This is a genomic window from Paenibacillus sp. sgz302164 (assembly GCF_056120505.1).
On sequence record NZ_JBVYOL010000019.1, the window covers coordinates 29,479 to 50,641 of the forward strand.

General features: G+C 52.8%; 21 protein-coding genes and 1 other annotated feature. Of the genes, 1 reads left to right on the top strand and 20 read right to left on the bottom strand.

The genetic code is table 11. The features are described 5' to 3' along the window. Window positions 1-6 precede the first annotated feature (6 nt). Both AC0LWT_RS27145 and lspA read right to left on the bottom strand, forming a co-directional pair. Window positions 7-936: an RluA family pseudouridine synthase gene (locus AC0LWT_RS27145; RefSeq protein WP_474684416.1), complete on the bottom strand. Its 930-nt coding sequence runs from the start codon at window positions 934-936 to the stop codon at window positions 7-9. Then, complete coding sequence (gene lspA, locus AC0LWT_RS27150) at window positions 911-1,429, bottom strand: signal peptidase II (RefSeq protein WP_474684417.1); 519 nt, start codon at window positions 1,427-1,429, stop codon at window positions 911-913. Before lspA ends, AC0LWT_RS27145 begins: the two co-directional genes overlap by 26 nt. A 154-nt stretch (window positions 1,430-1,583) precedes the next feature. On the opposite strand from lspA, the gene AC0LWT_RS27155 reads away from it, so the two are divergent. Further along, window positions 1,584-2,279, top strand: coding sequence for a TraR/DksA C4-type zinc finger protein (locus tag AC0LWT_RS27155; RefSeq protein ID WP_474684418.1), 696 nt, complete (start codon window positions 1,584-1,586; stop codon window positions 2,277-2,279). Window positions 2,280-2,332: 53 nt separating this feature from the next. On the opposite strand, the gene ileS is transcribed toward AC0LWT_RS27155, so the two are convergent. From ileS to spoVE, 18 genes are all read right to left on the bottom strand, one after another. Further along, a complete protein-coding gene (gene ileS, locus AC0LWT_RS27160; RefSeq protein ID WP_474684419.1) occupies window positions 2,333-5,101 on the bottom strand; it encodes an isoleucine--tRNA ligase in 2,769 nt (922 codons plus the stop codon). Window positions 5,102-5,158: 57 nt separating this feature from the next. Continuing rightward, window positions 5,159-5,407 (bottom strand) — a binding site (T-box leader). A 58-nt stretch (window positions 5,408-5,465) separates the two neighbouring features. Next, window positions 5,466-5,942, bottom strand: coding sequence for a DivIVA domain-containing protein (locus AC0LWT_RS27165; RefSeq protein ID WP_474684420.1), 477 nt, complete (start codon window positions 5,940-5,942; stop codon window positions 5,466-5,468). A gap of 156 nt (window positions 5,943-6,098) precedes the next feature. Next, window positions 6,099-6,881, bottom strand: a complete 783-nt coding sequence (locus tag AC0LWT_RS27170; protein ID WP_474684421.1) for a YlmH family RNA-binding protein — start codon at window positions 6,879-6,881, stop codon at window positions 6,099-6,101. 2 nt (window positions 6,882-6,883) lie between these two features. Continuing rightward, window positions 6,884-7,159: a YggT family protein gene (locus tag AC0LWT_RS27175; RefSeq protein ID WP_474684422.1), complete on the bottom strand. Its 276-nt coding sequence runs from the start codon at window positions 7,157-7,159 to the stop codon at window positions 6,884-6,886. Window positions 7,160-7,191: 32 nt separating this feature from the next. After that, entirely contained in the window at window positions 7,192-7,614 is a 423-nt protein-coding gene (locus tag AC0LWT_RS27180; RefSeq protein ID WP_474684423.1) for a cell division protein SepF, read from the bottom strand. Between the two features lie 17 nt (window positions 7,615-7,631). Next, window positions 7,632-8,336 carry a YggS family pyridoxal phosphate-dependent enzyme gene (locus AC0LWT_RS27185; RefSeq protein ID WP_474684424.1) on the bottom strand — a complete coding sequence of 235 codons (705 nt, stop codon included), beginning with the start codon at window positions 8,334-8,336 and terminating at the stop codon, window positions 7,632-7,634. Between the two features lie 26 nt (window positions 8,337-8,362). Beyond that, window positions 8,363-9,232, bottom strand: coding sequence for a peptidoglycan editing factor PgeF (pgeF, locus tag AC0LWT_RS27190; protein ID WP_474684425.1), 870 nt, complete (start codon window positions 9,230-9,232; stop codon window positions 8,363-8,365). A gap of 113 nt (window positions 9,233-9,345) precedes the next feature. After that, window positions 9,346-9,645, bottom strand: coding sequence for a YlmC/YmxH family sporulation protein (locus AC0LWT_RS27195; RefSeq protein ID WP_474684426.1), 300 nt, complete (start codon window positions 9,643-9,645; stop codon window positions 9,346-9,348). A 132-nt stretch (window positions 9,646-9,777) separates the two neighbouring features. Then, window positions 9,778-10,560, bottom strand: a complete 783-nt coding sequence (sigG, locus tag AC0LWT_RS27200) for an RNA polymerase sporulation sigma factor SigG (protein WP_474684427.1) — start codon at window positions 10,558-10,560, stop codon at window positions 9,778-9,780. A 195-nt stretch (window positions 10,561-10,755) separates the two neighbouring features. Beyond that, window positions 10,756-11,478 carry an RNA polymerase sporulation sigma factor SigE gene (sigE, locus tag AC0LWT_RS27205; RefSeq protein ID WP_474684428.1) on the bottom strand — a complete coding sequence of 241 codons (723 nt, stop codon included), beginning with the start codon at window positions 11,476-11,478 and terminating at the stop codon, window positions 10,756-10,758. Window positions 11,479-11,571: 93 nt separating this feature from the next. Further along, a complete protein-coding gene (gene spoIIGA / locus AC0LWT_RS27210; protein WP_474684429.1) occupies window positions 11,572-12,492 on the bottom strand; it encodes a sigma-E processing peptidase SpoIIGA in 921 nt (306 codons plus the stop codon). 241 nt (window positions 12,493-12,733) lie between these two features. Next, window positions 12,734-13,852, bottom strand: coding sequence for a cell division protein FtsZ (ftsZ, locus tag AC0LWT_RS27215; protein WP_474684430.1), 1,119 nt, complete (start codon window positions 13,850-13,852; stop codon window positions 12,734-12,736). A gap of 39 nt (window positions 13,853-13,891) precedes the next feature. Beyond that, entirely contained in the window at window positions 13,892-15,154 is a 1,263-nt protein-coding gene (ftsA, locus tag AC0LWT_RS27220; protein WP_474684431.1) for a cell division protein FtsA, read from the bottom strand. A gap of 261 nt (window positions 15,155-15,415) precedes the next feature. After that, window positions 15,416-16,354, bottom strand: coding sequence for a cell division protein FtsQ/DivIB (locus AC0LWT_RS27225; protein ID WP_474684513.1), 939 nt, complete (start codon window positions 16,352-16,354; stop codon window positions 15,416-15,418). A 239-nt stretch (window positions 16,355-16,593) separates the two neighbouring features. Continuing rightward, on the bottom strand, window positions 16,594-17,862 hold the full coding sequence (gene murA / locus AC0LWT_RS27230) for a UDP-N-acetylglucosamine 1-carboxyvinyltransferase (protein WP_474684432.1): 1,269 nt from the start codon (window positions 17,860-17,862) through the stop codon (window positions 16,594-16,596). Window positions 17,863-17,877: 15 nt separating this feature from the next. Then, window positions 17,878-18,783: a UDP-N-acetylmuramate dehydrogenase gene (gene murB / locus AC0LWT_RS27235; protein ID WP_474684433.1), complete on the bottom strand. Its 906-nt coding sequence runs from the start codon at window positions 18,781-18,783 to the stop codon at window positions 17,878-17,880. Window positions 18,784-18,967: 184 nt separating this feature from the next. Next, entirely contained in the window at window positions 18,968-20,038 is a 1,071-nt protein-coding gene (gene murG / locus AC0LWT_RS27240; RefSeq protein ID WP_474684434.1) for an undecaprenyldiphospho-muramoylpentapeptide beta-N-acetylglucosaminyltransferase, read from the bottom strand. A gap of 6 nt (window positions 20,039-20,044) precedes the next feature. After that, complete coding sequence (spoVE, locus tag AC0LWT_RS27245) at window positions 20,045-21,142, bottom strand: stage V sporulation protein E (RefSeq protein ID WP_474684435.1); 1,098 nt, start codon at window positions 21,140-21,142, stop codon at window positions 20,045-20,047. Between the last annotated feature and the right edge of the window lie 21 nt (window positions 21,143-21,163).

Sequence of the window (21,163 nt, forward strand, 5' to 3'; positions counted from 1 at the left end):
GCTTCCTTACTTTAAGGTATGGATCAGATGCTCCATATCCGCAGGAAGCGGCGCTTCGAACTGCATCGTTACCCCTGTTCGCGGATGCACGAAACCGAGTACCGCGGCATGCAGCGCTTGGCCTTCCATCAGCATTCCCTTGCTTTTGCCGTACATCGGATCTCCGACGAGCGGGTGGCCGATGAATTTCATATGAACGCGAATCTGGTGCGTTCTCCCTGTCTCCAGCTTCAGCTCGACGAGCGTGAAGTCCCCAAAACGCTCCAGAACGAGAAAATGCGTGACCGCGTGCTTGCTGTTTTTGTCCGTCACGGTGTACATCTTGCGGTCGTGGGAATCGCGCCCGATTGGAGCGTCGATCGTGCCGTGCTCATGCTGAATGGTGCCGTGAACCAAGGCGATATATTTGCGGTTGACGGTGTGAGCTTTCAACTGCTCGGCGAGGCTTGCATGGGCTTTGTCGTTTTTGGCGGCCATGATGAGGCCCGACGTATCTTTGTCGATGCGGTGTACGATGCCCGGGCGCAGCTCGCCGTTGATGCCCGACAAATCCTTGCAGTGATACAGCAAGGCGTTGACCAGCGTGCCGGAATAATGTCCCGGCGCAGGATGAACGACAAGGCCCCGCGGCTTGTTGATGACGATCACATCGGAATCCTCATAGACGACTTCCAGCGGGATCGGTTCGCCGGTCAATTCCGCATCCGTCGGCTCCGGAATCGTGAGCACGATATGATCGTTCTCCGACAGCTTGTAGTTCGGCTTGACCGGCCGGCCGTTGACCGCCGCGTGCCCGTCCTTCAGCCATTGCTGTACTTGCGTCCGCGAAACTTCTTCTTCCAACGATTCGGTAATGAATTTATCAATGCGTTCACCCGTGTACTCGGCCGAGACGCTCCACTCCGCCGGATCAGGTGAGGTCTGGTTTGTGCTCATGTCCGGCTCCTTTTTTCTCTCTTCTTGCCGTCAGTATGGAATCCAGGAATATCAGGATGACCCCGATCACGATGGCCGAATCCGCAAGGTTGAAGATCGGATAAATATAATAGATCGCCTTGCCGAACAACGAAAAGTCAAACGTAAATTGCAGAAAATCGACGACTTCCCCGAACAGCGCGCGGTCGAGAAAATTGCCTAACGCCCCGCCCAGCAGCAGGCTTAGCGCAAATGAAAGCAGGCCCTTGCCCTCGCGAATCGTGCGTCTGATATACCATAGAATCCCTATGACGACAACTAGTGTCACGATAATGAAAAACCATCTTTGATTTTGCAAAATGCCGAAGGCCGCTCCGCGGTTGCGATGAGAAGTGATGACGAAAAATTCTCCGATCACCGAGCGTTCTTCGCCGAGCGGAATCTTTTGTACGATAACCCATTTGGTAGCCTGATCGAGCAAAAAAACGATAAGCGCGTAAATATAATATTTCACTTTATTTCCTCCTAGGTCCCTGATATACAAGGAATTACCTCACTAAAAAAAGCTTCCGTTCGGAACTATAACGTTATGGAACACCTGTAGGAAAGGAGCTGTACTTATGAACCATTTAACCGAGCAGCAAATTCGCGAATTGCATCTGTAGCTGTTGGAGGAAAAACTTGATCTCGAACGGCATTTCGACCGGAACGGCAATTTCGGTTTGTCCAGCTCTTTTATCGAAAATACCGGCGAACTGTCCATGTACGACAACCATCCCGGCGACATCGCTTCGGAAATTTACGAGCGCGGGAAAGACATTTCACTGAACGAACATGCCGGATTTCAGCTGATGCAAGTTGACGAAGCGCTGGAGCATATGGACAAAGGCGATTATGGCCTATGCGTTTTTTGCCAAGCTCCTATTCCATTCGAACGGCTTCAAGCCATTCCGACTACCGTATACTGCATCCGGCATGTGCCGGATCCTCACGAGTCCGAACGCAGACCTGTCGAGGAAAAGCTGCTTTCCCCACCGTTCGGCAGAACGAGTCTGGACGAACTTGACGGGCAAAACCAGTTCGACGGCGAGGACGCGTGGCAAATCGTGGAAAGTTGGGGAACTTCCAACACTCCCGCTTTTGCCGAAGACCCGAATGTCGACGACTATAAAGACATGTACATCGAAGCCGACGAACACGAAGGTTTTGTCGAATCGTTTGAAAGCTTCGTAGCGACCGACTTATACGGCGAACATGTGACGATCGTCAGAAGCAAAGCGTACCGGGACTACATGAGCAGCGGCGAAGGCGATCCTCTGCTCGAACTCGGACCTGATGCAGAGAACGTGGATGACCAAAATTGAACAGGACAAACGAGCTTCGCCGCCGGCGTCAGCTCGTTTGCTTCTTTGTCCCGCTACTCGTGATAATGAGCGGCAACAACCTCACTGCATCGGACGCAAAGAGTCGGATGCTCTTTATTTTGCCCAACTTCAGGAGTAACTATCCAGCAGCGCTCGCACTTCTCGCCTTCCGCCACAGTTACCTGAATCGTGACATCCTTCGCCGCATACCCGTCCTGCGGCTTCGGAGCCGACGGCTCGTGGACAGTCACGGCGGAAACGATAAACAATTGATCGAGCTGCTCCAGCCTGCTCAGCAGGCTGTGAACGGCCTCATTCGGATACAGATGAACGGCCGCCCCCAATGAATTGCCGATCACTTTCTCTTTGCGCGCTTCTTCCAAAGCTTTCAGCACTTCGTCGCGCACATCGAGGAAGCTGTTCCACTTCTCTTCCAGCTCCGCATCATACAAATCCGCCTGCACTTCAGGCAGCTCGGCGATCTGCACGCTGCTCAATCCCGCTTCAGGAATGTACTTCCAGACCTCATCCGCGGTATGCGGCAAAATCGGCGAAATTAATGTTGTAATTGCCGTAAGCGCGTCATACAGCACCGTTTGGGAAGCTTTACGCGCGGCATCGTTCGGCGCGCCTGCGTACATGCGATCCTTGATGACGTCCAGATAGAACGAGCTCATCTCGACGGCGCAGAAATGATGAATCACCTGATAGACAACGTGGAATTCGTAAGCCTCATAGGCTTTTACCACTTTGTCTATCATACGGTTTAAACGAATCAGGGCAAACCGGTCCAGCTCGGACATTTGCTCCGGAGCCACACGGTCGGCAGCCGGGTTAAAATGGCTCAAGTTGCCGAGCAAGAAGCGCAGAGTGTTGCGGATTTTGCGGTATACTTCCGTCGTCTGGTTCAAAATGTTATCCGAAATCCGGTGATCGGATTGGTAATCGACGGAAGACACCCACAGCCGGAGAATATCCGCTCCGAGCTTGTTGCAAACCTGGCTCGGATCAATCGTGTTGCCGATCGATTTGGACATTTTGCGGCCTTCGCCGTCAAGCGTAAAGCCGTGGCTTAAAATGCCTTTGTACGGAGCCTGTCCGCGCACGGCAACGCCGGTGATCAGCGACGAGTTGAACCAGCCGCGGTATTGGTCGGAGCCTTCCAAATACAGGTCGGCCGGCCATTGCAGCTCCGGACGGGTCTCCAGAACGCCGGCATGGCTGGACCCGGAATCAAACCATACGTCCATAATGTCCGTTTCCTTGCGGAAGCGGTCATGGCCGCATTTGGCGCATACCGTTCCTTCCGGCAGCAGCTCATGCTCGTCCTTGATGAACCACGAATTCGAGCCTTCCTTGGCGAACAGCCCGGCCACATGCTCAATGGTCTGCTCGTTGACCAGCGGCTCGTTGCAGCTGCGGCAGTAAAAAATCGGAATCGGCACGCCCCATGTGCGCTGCCGCGAAATACACCAATCGCCGCGCTCGGCGATCATGTTGTGCAGCCTGACTTCACCCCAGTTGGGCGTCCATTTGACCTTTTTGATCTCATCCAGCATCTCCTGCCGGAATTTATCGATCGAAGCGAACCACTGCTCCGTCGCACGGTAGATGACCGGTTTCTTCGTCCGCCAGTCGTGCGCGTATTGGTGCTTGATTTCGCCCGCTTTCAGCAGCAGACCCGACTCCTGCAGCATCTCGACGATGACCTTGCTGCCTTTTTCATAAAAAAGCCCTTCAAAACCGGGTGCTTCCGCCGTAAAATGGCCCTGATCGTCCACCGGGCAAAGCACGCCGATCTGGTAGCGCTGGCCGATGACGAAGTCGTCCTCGCCATGTCCCGGAGCGGTATGCACGCAGCCGGTACCGGCTTCAAGCGTGACGTGCTCGCCGACCATGACGAGAGATTCCCTGTCATAAAAAGGATGCTTGCACGTTACATACTCCAGTTCGCTGCCCTTGACGGTAGACAGCACTTCGTAGTCCGTCCAGCCAATCTCCTTGGCGGCCGTTTCCAGCAGCCCTTGCGCCAGCACATACTTTTTGCCGGCCGCCTGCACGACCGTGTAATCAAATTCAGGGTGCAAGCTGATGCCCAGATTGGCCGGAAGCGTCCATGGCGTCGTCGTCCAGATGACGATGGAAGCGTCCTGCGGCAGTTTGCCTTTGCCGTCTTGAACCGGGAACGCGACATAAATCGAAGTCGATACTTTCTCTTTGTACTCGATCTCGGCCTCGGCGAGCGCGCTTTCCGACGACGGAGACCAATAAACAGGCTTCAGGCCTTTGTAAATGTAGCCTTTTTGCACCATTTGGCCGAATACGCGAATTTGCTGCGCTTCGTACTCCGGCTGCAGCGTAATATAAGGATTTTGCCAATCGCCCCGGATGCCCAGGCGCTGGAATTGGCTCTTTTGCTTGTCGACCCATTGCAGCGCATACTCTTTGCAGTACTCGCGGAACTCGTGTACGGACATTTTTTTGCGGTCGACTTTGCCGTTGTTGGCGATCGCCTGTTCGATCGGCAGCCCGTGCGTGTCCCAGCCCGGAACGTAAGGCGCGTCGTAGCCCTGCAGCGTTTTGAATCGTACGATAATATCTTTCAGCACCTTGTTCAGCGCATGTCCGATATGAATGTCACCGTTCGCATACGGAGGCCCGTCATGAAGCACGAATTTCGGCTTGCCTTTGCGGCTCTCCCGAACTTTCGCGTAAATGTCCTCGGCTGCCCACTGCTCTTGAATTTTCGGCTCCGCCTGAGGCAGATTGCCTCTCATCGGAAATTCGGTTTGCAATAAATTCAATGTTTTTCCGTAATCCATTCGTTCCACTTCCTTTAGAAATTTCAACTGCCGCACAACAAAAAAAGCTCCCATCCCCAAAGGGACGAGAAGCTCTGCTCGCGGTACCACCCTCGTTAAAAAGCATACGCAGCGTTCGCGATATGCCTCGCGCTTCGGCTGCTCTTTCACTCGATCATGGATAACGGCATGACCCGATTCTCTCTACTCGGCTTCGAGAGATGCTCCTGGGGGATATTCGGCACGCTGCAGAGGTTAGGCTCACACCAAATCCCTAACTCGCTGGCACTGCGGTTACGTCCTACTCGGTCCAGTCATCGCTTTGCTGCGATACATTTAACAGGAGTATAACGAATTCGCCAAGCTTAGTCAATACGACCTGCCCTTACGGTTCGCTATGATCCATCTGCATGCTGTTCCAGCCCTCGTTATTGAGAAGCTCCAGCTGCGCTTCCAGCAAAGTCCGAAAACGCGTGCGGTAAATGGAAGCCTGCTTTTTCAGCTCTTCGATTTCCAATGCAACCTTACGCGAGCGCGTCAATGCTTCGTTAATAATGCGGTCGGCGTTCTTCTCCGCCTCTTTAAGAATCAGCTGCGCTTCTTTCTTCGAATTGTTCTTCAGTTCGTCGGCTGCTTCCTGGGCTACGATAATCGTTTTGCTTAACGTTTCTTCGATATGGGCAAAATGGTCAAGACGTTCCTGCAGCGCAACCGTCTGATTGTGCAGATCTTTATTTTCACGGATAAGCGCTTCATAATCCTTGATCACCTGATCCAGGAACTCGTTGACCTGATCCTCATCATAACCGCGGAATGAACGGGAAAATTCCTTGTTATGTATGTCCAATGGCGTTAGTGGCATTGGTGCACCTCCTTTGTAAACATAGCAGAATAATAATCAACAAAAAGCTTCGTATGTATATCCCGATTCCACCCAACGGCGGATATCAGTATCCTGCATGTTCAGTTCGACATAAAATAAGAAATTCCTGCAAATCCGCATATATCGTGTCCAATTTCAGGCATACTTGCCGATCTTCACGCGCATTCTGCCTTTTTTTGTAATCCCTTCCACTTCAAGCACCTTAAACCGTCCGAAGCCTTGAAGGGACACCATATCGCCCTCCTTCAGCTGTTTGCTCGGATCTTCCTCGACCTTCCAGTTGACGCGGCAGCGGCCGGCCTGGATCGGAATCAGCACCTTGGCGCGGCTCAAGCGGAATACGTCGCTGACGATTCCATCCATGCGCATCGAAGCGACGGACAGATTCAGTTCGTCCAGCTGCACTGAGGCGATCTGCAGTTTATCCAGCGGAAGCAGCTCCGTCTGGACATGCACGCGGTGCACCTGGGATAAGTGCAGATGCAAGTAATCGGCGGCCTCCTCTGCGACCAGGCAGTGGCAGCCTCCCTCTATAACATGAATATCGCCAATCTTGTCCCGCTTCATGCCGAGTCCAAGAATGGCGCCCATGTAATCTCCATGTTCCAATGTCAAAAACTTGCCGTCGCCGGACGAAACGGCCAAAACCGCGATTCCCATATCTTCATCGTCCACGGGCCGGTAATCGGGGGCAATGATCGCCCGCTTCCGTTCGGCCCCGGTGTAACCGCCATCCAGACGGCAGTGCACATCGGGATGCCGGTTCGCCAGCGTGGTCAAAATAAAAGCCTGCCTGGGGTCCAGAAAATCCGTCCGTTTTACGGCATGCTGCTCGGCGGACCGCTGCACCCAATCCCACGCTTTGTCGACAAAGTGGTGTTCGTCCGGGTGAAAGTGCGAATAAAGTTCTTTTTGCAAGGTTAAAACGCTCCAACTATAAAAGTAATAATGGTTCGAATGCCCAGAACGACAAAGTGCAGCGCGAGCAAGGCGACGATCGGCGAAAGATCGATGAATCCGATCGAAGGAATGATTTTACGGAACGGCCGCAAATACGGCTCGACGAGCTTGCCCAGCAGCTCTCCGATAAAGCTTTCCCTTGCGTTCGGAAACCAGGAAAGAAGGATGTAGCCGATAATCATGAAGTAATAAATTTGCTCTAAGTAACTTAAAATCACATCAATTTGGTAAAGCACTTGCGCAGTCACCTCAATGTCAGGATATGCGTCTACTCCTCACTCATCATCTCGGAGATATGTCCATGAATATCGACCGAATCGGGCGTGCACAAGAAGATATTCGGCCCCAGTTTGGAAATAGACCCATTTAAAGCATATACCGTTCCGCTCAGGAAATCCACTATACGGACGGCTTGATCCGATCGAACCCGCTGCAGATTGACGATGACCGCTCTTCGGGAACGAAGATGGTCGGCGATATCCTGCGTTTCATCGTACGTGCGCGGTTCGCTGAGCACAACGCGGGCATTTTTTTGCGAATGAATGCTGACGACGTTGGCCTTATTTTTACTACGAATCTCGTATGGATTGGTTTCAGGTTCTTCCGGCTGCTCCACAATCCGTTCGCGTTCGACGACTTCTTCCTCCTCCTGCAGCCCGAGAAAATTCATAAAGCGGTTCATTACACCCATAAGGAATACCTCCTTCTCTATATTGGTTGTACGGTTTCACCCGATTCTTTGACCAAAACTGTCCCCAGGCGCACCATGGTCGCCCCTTCCTCTATCGCCACCTCGAAATCTCCGGACATCCCCATGGACAAGTGCTCGACTGCATAAGGCAGTATGCCTTGTCCGTTCAAACGATCCCGCAGCTCTCTCAATCCGCGAAAAACAGGTCTTGTCGCCTCGGCTTCCAGCTCGTAAGGCGCCATTGTCATCAGGCCTGCTATATGTATATGTTTCAGGTTGTTCACTTCGGCGGCAAAGTCGAAAAGCTCCTCAGGTCTCAAACCGTACTTGGTTTCCTCACCGGATACGTTGACCTGAATGAGGCATTGAACCTGCAACCCTGACGCCGCCGCCTGCTTGTCCAGCTCCTTGGCAAGAGAAAGGCGGTCAAGCGAATGAATGTAAGCAAACTTCCCGATGATATCTTTTACCTTGTTCGTCTGCAAATGTCCGATAAAATGCCAGGTGCCGCGATCGTGCAGCGCCTCCCACTTCGGCTTCACATCCTGCCAGCGGTTCTCCCCGATGTGCAGGACGCCTTCGTCCAGCACCGCTCTGGCCGTCTCGAGCGAGACGTATTTCGTAACAGCTATAAGCATAACCTCTTGCCGCCGGCGGCCGGAACGCTCGCAGGCAGCGGCAATTCGGGCCTCCACCGCGTCAATCTGTCCGCGTAAACTCATCTATTCTGCCACCTCGTTTCCATGCATCACGCGAAATCTTGCCGGTCCGGTTCGGTCATTCCGATCCAAGCGATCATTCTTCCCGTAGAACCGCCTTCTTTTCGATGGGAAAAGAACATATCGGTGCTGCAACTCGTACACAACTGAGTTACTTCGATATGGGACGACAAAATTCCTGCTTGAAGTATCAAAATTCGGTTCAAACCTTGCAGATCGAGCATGTATTTCCCGTTTGCCCGTTCTTGAAGAATAGGTTCGGCAGCCGCTGCGGAAGCATGTATCTCCAGCAAAACTTCCTTCACCCGGCTCGCGACGGTATCGTCCACTTCGTAGCAGCAAACGCCGATCGACGGTCCTATGGCGGCCCGGATGTGCTCCGGCTTGCTACCAAAAGTATTTGTCATTGAGGTTATCGTAGCCATGGCAATTTTTAACACGGTCCCTTTCCAGCCTGCATGCGCAAGCCCTGCCACCCGCTGAACGGGATCGTAAAAATAAAGCGGCACGCAATCGGCAAATTGGGCGCACAGGACGATGCCCGCTTCATTCGTAATGAAAGCGTCCCGCGCCTGAATCGCCGTCTCCCGGCTCAAGCGCCCTCGGCCCGCATCGGCTCTTCCAACGACCTGCACTTCGCAGCCGTGCACCTGCTCGGCGTAAGTAAAGCGGGCGAACGGCAGGCCTACCGCTTCGGCGATGAGCTCGCGGTTTTGAACGACCCGCTCTGCGGCATCATTGACATGCAGCCCGCAGTTCAGCGTTCCGTAGGGCGCTTCGCTTACGCCTCCGTGCCGCGACGTAAATCCGGCGGTAAGCTCCGGAAACTGCCGCATCCAGCTCTCCAGGGCAAAAAGCGTCGGCTTTCCTTCTATAACACGACTAACAAACGGTTCCACGCTCTGTTCCTCTCCCTTATTGCATCTTTGTCTCTACTTTAGCACAAAATGAAAAGACACACGATCTTTGCTAGGCTTGCCCTATCCGGGACTGCCTGCCCGTGTGCTTGACTTCAAGCGCGAAATTGCTGATTGTACTCGTAAATCTGCTCGCTCTCGTCGCTTTGCCGGTAAGGCCGCGTATCGTCCAACTTCACCAGTACGACGTCGGCTCCTATTTTCACGATATGTTTCCACGGGATGATGACATCGGTACCCGATCCGAACAAGCCGAAAAAACGGCTTTGGTTCGGCACGACGATCGATTCGATGCGCCCCTGCCGCAAGTCCAGTTCCAAATCGCTGATTTGCCCCAGCTTTTTCCCGTCGACAATATTAATAACGTCCTTCGTTTGAAAATCGGATATTTTCATGAGGCGACACCCTCGCATTTTCTGAAGTTTTTCCGGCTTTGTACTAGTATATGTGGGGTGTGGGCAAAATGTCCTGCCAATCAAAAAAAGACCGTACCGGCCTGTCTAAGCCGATCCGGTCTTTATGAAATTTCAGGTCTTGACGTGTTTTTGCATCTGGGAAATGGCCGATTTCTCCAGCCTGGAAACTTGCGCCTGCGAAATTCCGATTTCGTCGGCCACCTCCATTTGCGTCTTCCCTTCGAAAAAACGCATGGACAAAATCATTTTTTCCCTGTCGTTCAGCTTCCGCATCGCTTCCCGCAAGGCAATGCCCTCGATCCAGGACATATCCTTGTTGCGCTCGTCGCTGATTTGGTCCATCACGTAGATAGGGTCTCCTCCATCATGGTAAATCGGCTCGAACAGCGAGACCGGGTCTTGGATCGCGTCAAGCGCAAAGACGACATCTTCTTTCGGAACGTTCAGCGCCTCGGAAATTTCGTATATCGTCGGCTCCCGCGAGTTTTGATTCGTCAGACTGTCTCTCACCTGCAAAGCTTTATAAGCAATATCCCTCAAGGACCGCGAAACGCGGATCGGGTTATTATCGCGCAGGTAGCGGCGGATCTCGCCAATGATCATCGGCACGGCATACGTGGAAAATTTGACGTTCTGGCCCAAATCGAAGTTATCGATAGCCTTCATCAAGCCGATGCACCCCACCTGAAAAAGGTCGTCCACAAACTCTCCCCGATTGTTAAATCGCTGAATCACGCTGAGAACCAGTCTAAGGTTCCCGTTCACTAATTTCTCTCTTGCAGTCCGCTCCTGTTTCGTTTGCAGCTCAGCGAATAGCTCCCGCATTTCCGCATTGGTCAGAACAGGCAGTTTGGCGGTATCAACACCACATATCTCGACTTTATTTCGGGTCACCGTGATTACCTCCCAAGGAGAAACATTAATGTTAATTATCCCCGCGAACGATTGATTTATTCGCCTTAAAACCCGCCCGGACCCACTTGACAAAAGGGTTTGAACTTGCTCCCTCGCGTTAGTCCTGCATTATTTTCGATTCGGGAAGCGAAAAAATTTTTTCAAAGCAAAAAGAGAGGCGCCGGCCCCTCTTCGCTAAACCATTTTATTAAATTCTTTGCGCAGCCTTTTAATAATTCGTTTTTCCAGCCGGGAGATGTAAGATTGGGAGATGCCGAGCAGATCGGCGACATCTTTCTGCGTTTTTTCCTCGCCGTCCTGTAGGCCGAAGCGCAGCTCCATAATAATGCGCTCGCGTTCCGTCAGCTTATCCAGCGCTTTATGCAGCAGCTTGCGGTCCACCTGCTCCTCGATGTTGCGGTAAATCGTATCGTTCTCCGTCCCCAGCACGTCGGATAACAGCAGTTCGTTGCCGTCCCAATCGATATTCAGCGGTTCGTCGAATGAAACTTCGGTGCGAATTTTGCTGTTCCTGCGCAGGTACATCAAAATTTCATTCTCGATGCAGCGGGAAGCATAGGTAGCCAGCTTGATCTTCTTCTCCGGATCGAACGTATTCACCGCTTTGATAAGCCCTATCGCGCCAATGGAAACCAGGTCCTCAATGTTGATGCCGGTGTTTTCAAACTTTCTTGCTATATAGACAACCAAACGCAGGTTGCGCTCGATCAGCATAGCACGTATAGCCGCATCCCCCGATGGTAACTTTTCCAATAAATATTCTTCTTCTTCTCTCGTAAGCGGCGGCGGCAGCGCCTCGCTTCCGCCTATGTAATAGATTTCCTCGCCTTTGAGCCCGAGCTTCATCAATATTTTGTAATAAAAAATTTGCAAGAGCAATTTCCACTTCAAGAGCATGTTGGTTTCCTCCTAAGAGTTTTGCGTAAGCAAAACTGACTTCGTAAGCATGTGCCGGGCTCTTTTTCCCCGGTCGAACGGCAATTGAAAGCGTTATCCCGCGGCAACCAAGGTGGGATGTATGATCGCCTGATACGATCCGTCGCTGCAAAGCTTGCCTCCATCCAAACCGATCAGCACTTTGGAGGCCTCGATTTGCTTGTCGTTGTAGGTAATCACCACCTTATCGGGCTTGATGGCCAGCATAAACTGCGTATTGCGGTTAACCCCCCGGTAAGGCACAAGACGCAAACGGTCCTGCCATGCAAATTCCTCCGTCCCGAGGCCGCTGATGATTTGGTCAACGTCAGCCGAACGAATGCGCTGCAGCCATTCTTCCGGCAGCACTTCCCCCCATTCGGACACTTCCATGACCATGACAGGGGTTCGCGTCAACGGATCGTAGAGCTGGTTGCCCGTATCGATCAAACCTCTGCAGGAAACGGTAAAATCATCCACATAAATGCTTACTTCCGCCAAAAAAGCCGTTAACTCCTCGCGCTGCTTAGTGCTCAGAAACACGGTTCTGAACCACCAGAACATAACGCCGGCGGCAATCACGATGAATACGAGGCCGATCTGCAGCTTGAACGCCATGCCCCCGGCATGGGTAAACAAAAGGCCGTCCATTACATCCGACGAGGACGACAGCACATAATGGATGCCGAATATGCCCCCGGCGACAGAAAAGTTAACCAACAGGAACGTTCCCAGGTTTCGCAAAAAATTTTGTAGGCTGCCGAATCCAAAAGCTGTCATAATCATGCCGATACAAAATATACATTTCACAGAAAATGTAAATAGGATGGAAAGCTCCGGAACGAACATTAACACGACATACGAAGCGCCGATACTGGCCGAAAGCGCGATTCTCCACCATTTGAACTTTATTTTCCGGGTCTTCGCCGTCACTGCGAGCATAGCCGCGTCCATCAGAAAGTTCAGCAGGAATATGAGATCCGCATATACGACCACGATTTGCTCACCTCCCCAAGGAAGACGCTTGCGGAGCAAGTTTTCTGGCGAAAACTTATTATTTAGGCTCCAGACCAGTATATAGTAATCATATTTCAAAGTCTGTCTAAACTTGCCAGTCGGACGCAACTTTTTTTGTCAATTGCTGCGGCTTGCCGAAGGCTCTCAAAAGGCCCGGAAACGGCAAAAAACCGAAGCCCCAATGTGGCGGGGCTTCGGTTACTATGTGAGCAATGTGTATTTATTTGTCGGTATTCCGCCCGCGATTGCGGAGGAATGTCGGGATGTCCAACTGGTCGTTCGAAGTCTGCGTGCCGAAAGGTCTCAGATTGTTCAAACGGTTGTCGCCGGCAGGTTCGGATTGGCCTGCGGAAGGACGTTTGACCTGCGGTTGAGGCTGCACAACTTTATGATCGAAGCCTGTGGCGATAACCGTTACCAGAATTTCGTCCTTGTACCGCTCGTCAATAACCGCACCGAAAATCATGTTCACTTCGATGTCGGAAGCGGAAGCGACGATATCGGCAGCTTCGTTGACTTCATACAAGCTCAGGCTTGTGCCGCCGGTAATATTCATCAGAACGCCGCGAGCGCCTTCGATCGAAGTTTCCAGCAAGGGGCTGGAAATCGCTTTTTTGGCTGCTTCGGCAGCGCGGTTCTCGCCGGTCGCCACGCCGATGCCCATCAGGGCCGATCCGCGCTCGGTCATAATCGTCTTGACGTCTGCAAAGTCCAAGTTAATTAATCCCGGCACCGCAATCAAGTCGGAAATGCCCTGTACCCCTTGACGAAGCACGTTGTCAGCCTGACGAAACGCTTCAAGCATAGGAGTCTTCTTGTCTACGATTTCAAGCAGCCTGTCGTTAGGGATAATAATTAACGTGTCGACTTTCTCTTTCAGAGCGGCAATCCCTTGTTCGGCCTGCATAGAGCGCTTACGACCTTCAAAAGTGAACGGGCGCGTAACGACGCCTACGGTCAAAGCACCGACTTCTTTGGCAATTTCGGCGATGACCGGAGCGGCTCCCGTTCCGGTGCCGCCGCCCATTCCCGCTGTAACGAACACCATGTCGGCGCCGCGCAGCGAGTTTAAAATCATCTCTCTCGACTCTTCAGCCGCTTTCTTGCCGACTTCCGGATTGGCGCCCGCTCCGAGACCTCTTGTAAGCTTGTCCCCGATTTGCAGTTTAATCTCCGCCTGCGCATGATGGAGCGCTTGCGCATCCGTATTTACCGTGATGAATTCGACGCCTCTTACGCCGCCCTCAATCATGCGGTTCACGGCGTTGCTACCGCCGCCGCCTACTCCAATTACTTTTATTTGAGCCAACTGGTCCATATCCAGATCAAATTCAAACATGTGAGCCATATCCTCCTAACTATACTTTCACTGCCAAAGCTAAATGAACTCGCTGAAAAAATTTTTCACCCGTTCCATCCAACCGGGTTTTGTCGTTGTGGTGCCGGAGGATTTTTTGCTCGGAGCCTTGGCGGCAATTTTCTTGGCGAAGCCTGAGCCGCCCGTGCTGCGAGTTCTCATATATTTGGAAACGAATTGAATAATGCCAACACCGCTTGTAAAGGAAGGATCCCGCACGCCGATAAAATCGGGAACGGCAATGCGTACGGATGTTGCTAGTTCGGCTTGTGCGACGGCAAGCATGCCCGGCATACAAACGGTTCCGCCGGTCAGCACGTACCCGCCGGTCAACTCGCCGTAACCCAAACGATGCACTTCCGCGCGAATGAGATGGAAAATTTCTTGTACGCGAGGCTCAATAATATTCGCGAGATCGACCTGTGAAAATTCTTTTTCGATGTTGCTTCCGATTCTCGCAACTTTGAATAGTTGATCCGGCGCAGAATCGTCTATGGACGCGCAGCCGTATTTCAACTTGATTTTCTCGGCAATTTCCAGCTGCGTTCGAAGCCCGATGGCAATGTCGTTGCTAATAAATTCGCCGCCGATCGGAATCGTGGAAGTCGCAAGCAAATTTCCTTGTTCGAAAACGGCGATCGTCGTCGATCCCGCTCCGACGTCTACAAGCACGGTTCCGATCGCTTTCTCGTCTTTGGATAAAGCGAGCTGACCGGAAGCCAGCGACATCAAAATGAGACCGGCCACTTTTAATTCGGATTTTTCAACGACGCGAAGCAAATTATGTATCCCGGTCTTCGCTCCGGTAATGATCGTCGCTTCCACTTCCAACCGGACTCCGATCATACCGCGGGGATCATTAATTCCCTCCTGCCCATCGACTAAATACTGCTTGGGTACGACTCCAATGATTTCACGCTCGGGAGGTAGTGCGATAACTCTGGCTGCCTGAATGACCCGATCAATGTCTTCATCTCCGATCTCCCGGTCCTCATTCGAAACGGCGACGACGCCATGGCTCGATTGAAGAGCGATATGGTTGCCGGAAATTCCAACATAAACTTCGGATATTTGTACACCTACCATGCGCTCGGCATGATCTACCGCACTGCGAATCGAGTTGACGGTTTGATCGATGTCGACGATAGCGCCTTTACGAATACCTTCCGAATCGGCAGATCCCACACCTATTATATTAATGGTTCCGTTCACGACTTCCCCAATAATAGCACGAACCTTGGATGTACCGATGTCCAAACTAACAATGATGTCATTGTTGCTCAATCCCTTGGCACCTCCTGTAACTTGGGTAATAATGAGCGTTCTTCACGCGTGCATTTGTACTTATTCCACACCGTAGCCATATTCCCTCTTTTTTTTACGCTTTTTTTGCTGCAAGTTCAAGTCTCAAATTGCATTATCGCTTACGCATTGGCAATCGTTTCCACGAAAAGTTGCTAGTTTGAAAGAATATTGAAAAAAGTAACCATAAAACTAATTTTAACATTATTTCAATGGATTGAGTAGTCTATTTGCGTTTTTTTGTCACGATGGCCGGGCCGTATCTTTCGTCGTCGGTTTGGGACTCGGTTTGGGCGTATTTTTGGGAACGGATTTGGCGTCAGACTTATCCGCATCTTTTTTCACATCCTTTTTCGAATCCGCAGCGGAATCCGCATTGCTTCCCGATTTTGCCCCGTCCTGGCCGGCAGCGTCTTTTGGGGACGAGTCGGAAGGATCGAACGGAGCGTGATTGTCGACCTCGAACATTTTAATAATGCCATTCGTAATATGATCTTCTCCTAAGCTTGCTATATATGCCGGCAGTTTGTCAATTTTCGCGGGCAAGTAGGCGATCGTCGTATACACCTCGAACTGGGACCGGGTATACAGCTTGATCTTATCCGGGTATGAATCCGAAGGGTCCGGTTTGATTTCCGAAATGTCGGACAGGGAAGCGGCGGGAATGCTGCCGAGCGCTTTGCAAAGCGCGATTTTGTTCGGATCGGAGTCCGACCATCCCGTCAGAATCGGCTTGTCCAGCGGAAAATTACCGTCGGCCAAAGCGACGACAGCACCGTCGGCGAGCACAGCCTGCTTGCGGCCGTCGGCTGCGATTTGGAACGCTACTTTGGGATGCTCCTGCACCTGAATGTGAATAACGCCGGGAAAATGTTTCGTAACCTCGACCGCCTTGACGATGGGCAGCTTCGCTACGCGGCTTTCAATCGCCCCCGAGCTGACGGCAAAAAAATGATCGCCGGCGGCAACCTGGGCGGCTTGTCCGATCGCATCGGCGGAAATCAGCTCATTGCCTTCGATTTGTATTTCGCTGATTCGGCTTAAGGAAGATTGGAAAAAGAGGATCACCAGCACGGTGATGAAAAAAAAGAACAAGAAGCCCAGCAGCTTCCGGTTCGAACGCGAGCGCGGCTTCGGATTGGGTATGGCGGGTACTTTGCGGTCTTCGGGCAAGATGGGCACCACCTATTATTAATTACCGCCCTCTCCTTCTCCTTGATAGAAAGCGCCAAAGATTTCCGCCCCCGGACAAACGCGTTAGCGGAATGGAGAGCAGTTGAATCGGCCAGTAACGCAAACTGCAGCTGGCTCGTTTTTGCAGTATGGAGATATGCGCTGCACCGGTATGCGAGCAGCCGGCCGCAGCAAACCGTCCGCCCCCTCCTGCGGGCAGGAAGGGAGCAGCCAGAGCCTGGACGTGCTTACTCGCTCGGAACCGGGGATTGGCGGTGCACGGAGGCACCCAATCTGGTCAGCATAACCTCAATTCTATCATAACCTCTATCAATATGATGAATTTGCTCAACGATCGTCGTGCCGTGCGCAGCCAGACCGGCAATGACAAGAGCGGCGCCGGCGCGCAAATCCGTGGCCTCAACCGTCGCTCCGTAAAGCCTCGGAACGCCTCGGATAAAGGCGGAGCTCAGATCGACACGTATATCCGCCCCCATGCGGGACAGTTCGTCTACGTGCTTGAATCTGCCTTCAAAAATCGTTTCTTTCATGACGCTGAGTCCGTCGCCCAAAGAGAGCAAAACCATGACCTGGGATTGCAGGTCGGTCGGAAATGCGGGATACGGCGAGGTGACGATCCGTTCTACGGCTTTCGGCCTCGCTGGACAGCTCACATGTATTATATCACCGTCAATTGCGATTTGGATACCTGCGCGCTTCAGGACGTGAATCGCGGAGGTCAGATGGGCGGGGTTCACCCTTTCCAGGGTGACGCTTCCCCTTGTAGCGGCCGCAGCGACCAGAAACGTGCCGGCCACGATGCGGTCCGGGATAATGCGGTACGTGCAGGGCTCAAGCGTCTTGACTCCGCGAATCGTAATCGTGTCGGTACCCGCCCCGATAATATCGGCGCCCATCGTGTTCAGAAAATTTTGCAAATCCTGGATTTCCGGTTCTCTGGCCGCATTGTAAATCGTTGTAGTGCCTTCGGCCAGCACGGCAGCCATCATAATATTTTCCGTGGCGCCTACGCTCGGGAAGTCAAGAACGATCTCGCTTCCCTGCAGCGAGCCGGCGGTGCATACGATTTTGTTGGCGGACTCTTCAATTCGGGCTCCAAGCGCTTGCAGACCTTTCAGATGCAAGTCGATCTTGCGTTCGCCGATGGCGCAGCCTCCAGGCTGGTACACGGTCACGCTGCCGAATCTGGCTAGTAGCGGACCCATCAAAAAGATGGAGGAGCGCATTTGCCCCATCAATTCTTCAGGGATATGGGAGGAATGAGCTGTGGATGTAAGAACGGTTACGGTATCGTCCTGCTGCTCGGCCCGGCAACCCAGGGCGCGGAGAATCCGCAGCATCGTATCGATATCCAGCAAATTGGGAACATTCGTCAACGTATGAGTACCGCTAGCTAAGATGCAGGCTGCTAAGATAGGTAATGCGGCGTTTTTAGCGCCGTGTATCTGGATGGCTCCCGAGAGAGGTTTTCCACCTTCGATAACGAGCTTCTCCAAAGTTCCACCTCCGATTTACCTCTCGCCCACCACCAAAACTTCCGGCACAAGCGATACTCCGTACTTGTTCAGTACGTCCCGCTGCACCTCCTGTATAAGGGCGAGAACATCCTCGGCTGTTGCGTTCCCGGTATTGACAATGAAATTGGCATGCAGAGCGGACACTTCCGCTCCGCCGACCCTCTTGCCTTTCAGGCCGGCCTCTTCGATCAGTTTGGCCGCAAAGCCCCCTGGCGGATTGCGGAAAACACTGCCTGCGCAAGCCAATTGAAGCGGTTGAGTGCGAAGCCGGCGATCCCGGTACGCCGCCATGGCGCCGGCAATCTCCTTGCGGTCTCCGGCCTGCAGCTCGAAGACAGCTTCCGTTACGATGCCGGGCAGCGTATGCAGAATCGAATGCCGATACGCATACTGCAAATCCTCCGCCTGCATCGTTACCAATTCCCCTGTATCCAGAATCACATCAGCCTTCTTGAGTATGCGTGACACATCAGATCCATGGGCCCCTGCATTCATATAGACGGCGCCTCCCACAGTGCCGGGAATTCCTCCCGCGAACTCAAGCCCGGTTAACCCTTCTTTGGCAGCCAGAATCGATAGCTTGATGAACGAATACGAGGCGCCGGCGTATGCGGTAACGCCCTCGAAACGGAGCGTTTCCAGCTCGCTGCCCAGCTTGATGACGACCCCTCTGATGCCTTTATCCCTCACCAGCAGATTCGAACCGCGTCCGATGACCGTCCACGGGATGCCGCTGTCGTGCAAGGTCCGTATGGCGGCGGCAATCTGATCGATACTGCGGGGAATGACCAGCACGTCGGCAGGTCCTCCTATTTTCCAAGTCGTATAGGGGGCCAAACGTTCATTCGTTCGAATGTCATGAATGCCTGCTGCTTGCAAAGCCGAAATTAACTGCTGCATGGGAAACCTCCTTCACAGAACGCAGGGCGGAATTGTAAGATTCCAAATATACAAGCGGGCCGAAAATGGCCGGTTTCCGGAGCGTCGCGCTGTATAAAGCCGTTTGGTTTCTGTCACGGTTATAGTGTAGTTTATGTAAAATCGAAAGAGAGTGTGACAATCGCCTATTCATAATCCGTCAAAGTTATGAGGGTAAACTGTAAGTTTCAATCAGCCGGACGATCGCCTGGACCGCATCGGTCTCCTGGCGGGATTTCATCGCAGCCTTGTAATCGTCGCGCTTCGCGTACAGCGATTCGACCCGCTCTGCGAGCGAGTCCGCAGAAAGCTGCTCCTCGAACAGCACGTCGGCATAGCCGGCTTTTTGGAACGATTGCGCATTGAGGAGTTGATCTCCCCGGCTTGCCTGAAGCGTCAGCGGAATGAGCAGCATCGGTTTTTCCAATATTAAAAACTCATAGATCGAAGTAGCGCCCGCGCGGGAAATGACAAGCTCCGACATCGCCATCACATCCGGCAAATCCTCCGAAATGTACTCGAACTGCTTGTAGCCTCTCCGGCCCGCGAGGTCAGGGGCTATATGGCCTTTCCCGCAAATATGCACGATTTGAAAATGTTCCAGCAGCCGGGGCAAACTCTCCCTGACCGCATGATTGATCGCTTGCGAGCCCAAGCTTCCGCCCATGACCAGCACGACAGGCTTGCCGCTGTGGAAATCGCACAGATGGTATCCCCGGGAAGCTTTGCCGCCGCTGATCTGATCGCGGATCGGCAGGCCGGTCAGCACCGCTTTGGGTTCCCGCACATGCTTCAGCGACTCGGGGAACGTTACGCAAACTTTGGTCGCAAAAGGAATCGAAAGCTTGTTCGCCAAACCCGGCGTTATGTCCGACTCATGAATAATGACAGGAATCCGGTTCATCTTGCTGCCGAAAACGACGGGGACGGAAACGAACCCGCCCTTCGAAAAGACGATGGCGGGCTTGAGGCGGCGCAGCAGTCTATAAGACTCGTATACGCCCTTCACGACTTTAAAAGGATCTTTCAAGTTTTTCAAGTCAAAATATCTGCGAAGCTTTCCGGAGGAAATCGGATAAAAAGGAATGCCTTCCTTTTCGATGATATCCTTCTCGATGCCGGTCGCCGATCCGATGTAGCGGATCTCCCAGCCTAACCGCTTGAGCTTGGTCATCAGCGCAATGTTAGGCGTGACGTGCCCGGCCGAGCCGCCTCCGGTAAAGACGATCGTTTTCATGGTCATTCACCTCGAATAGCGGGATATGTTCAGCAAAATGCCGATCGAAGTCAACATCAGCGTCAGGGAGGAGCCTCCGGCGCTGATCAGCGGCAGCGTAATGCCGGTGACCGGAAACATGCCGATGACAACTCCGATGTTGATAATCACCTGCACGGCGATCATGCCGATAATGCCGACAGCGATCAGACTGGCAAAGGTGTCTGGCGCGGTTAGCGCCGTCCTCATCCCTCTCCACACCAATATCGTGAACAGCAGCAGGACGAGCGTGCCGCCGATAAAGCCCAGTTCTTCCGCAATAATCGAGAAGATGAAATCCGTTTGAGGCTCGGGCAAATAGCTGTATTTTTGCCGGCTCATGCCGAGTCCCAGTCCGACGAGGCCCCCAGGCCCGATCGCATACAGCGATTGAATCGACTGGTAGCCGGCCCCGAGCGGATCCTGCCAAGGGTCAAGGAACGCGGTAATTCGCTTCAGGCGGTACGGCGCCGCAATGACGAGCCCGACAAAGCCGGCCACTCCGACCATGCCCAGGTAGGATAAGTGAAGCAGCCTGGCTCCGGACGTGTAAATGATCAGCAGAGAAGCGCCGACGAGGACGACTCCCGTCCCCAAGTCCGGCTGGAGCATGATCAGTCCGAAAGCAAGTCCCATAATGCCGAGCGGCGGCATAAGCCCTTTCGTAAACAGCGTGATTTTCGACTGCTGATCCGAGAGCATTTTGGACAAAAAGAGAATCATGCCGATCTTCATAAATTCGGAAGGCTGAATGCCGAATGCGCCGATGCCGAGCCAGCTTCTGGCGCCCCCCCGGACAACCCCGATTCCCGGGATCAGCACGATGAGGAGCAGGCCGAAACAGACAAGCAGCGCGATGCGGGCATAATTTTTCCAAACCAAGTAATCCACATTCATCGTAAAAAACATGGCGGCAATGCCGAGAACGGCGAACAAGAGCTGCCTTTTCAAATAATACAGCGAGTCTCCGAATTCCCGGTAAGCAAGAACCGCACTGGCACTGTACACCATAATAACGCCGATTGTCAATAACAACAAGGTAGGAATAATAATCCATATATCCGGAGCGGACCGTGCTTTGCCCATACCAAACACCTCTTACACAAG

Coding starts and splice junctions, on each gene's coding strand:
- AC0LWT_RS27145 (WP_474684416.1), bottom strand. CDS start 936: ATGAGCACAAACCAGACCTCACCTGATCCGGCGGAGTGGAGCGTCTCG.
- ileS (WP_474684419.1), bottom strand. CDS start 5,101: ATGGATTACGGAAAAACATTGAATTTATTGCAAACCGAATTTCCGATG.
- AC0LWT_RS27165 (WP_474684420.1), bottom strand. CDS start 5,942: ATGCCACTAACGCCATTGGACATACATAACAAGGAATTTTCCCGTTCA.
- AC0LWT_RS27180 (WP_474684423.1), bottom strand. CDS start 7,614: ATGGGTGTAATGAACCGCTTTATGAATTTTCTCGGGCTGCAGGAGGAG.
- AC0LWT_RS27185 (WP_474684424.1), bottom strand. CDS start 8,336: ATGAGTTTACGCGGACAGATTGACGCGGTGGAGGCCCGAATTGCCGCT.
- AC0LWT_RS27195 (WP_474684426.1), bottom strand. CDS start 9,645: ATGAAAATATCCGATTTTCAAACGAAGGACGTTATTAATATTGTCGAC.
- sigE (WP_474684428.1), bottom strand. CDS start 11,478: ATGCTCTTGAAGTGGAAATTGCTCTTGCAAATTTTTTATTACAAAATA.
- ftsZ (WP_474684430.1), bottom strand. CDS start 13,852: ATGTTTGAATTTGATCTGGATATGGACCAGTTGGCTCAAATAAAAGTA.
- murB (WP_474684433.1), bottom strand. CDS start 18,783: ATGCAGCAGTTAATTTCGGCTTTGCAAGCAGCAGGCATTCATGACATT.
- murG (WP_474684434.1), bottom strand. CDS start 20,038: ATGAAAACGATCGTCTTTACCGGAGGCGGCTCGGCCGGGCACGTCACG.
- spoVE (WP_474684435.1), bottom strand. CDS start 21,142: ATGGGCAAAGCACGGTCCGCTCCGGATATATGGATTATTATTCCTACC.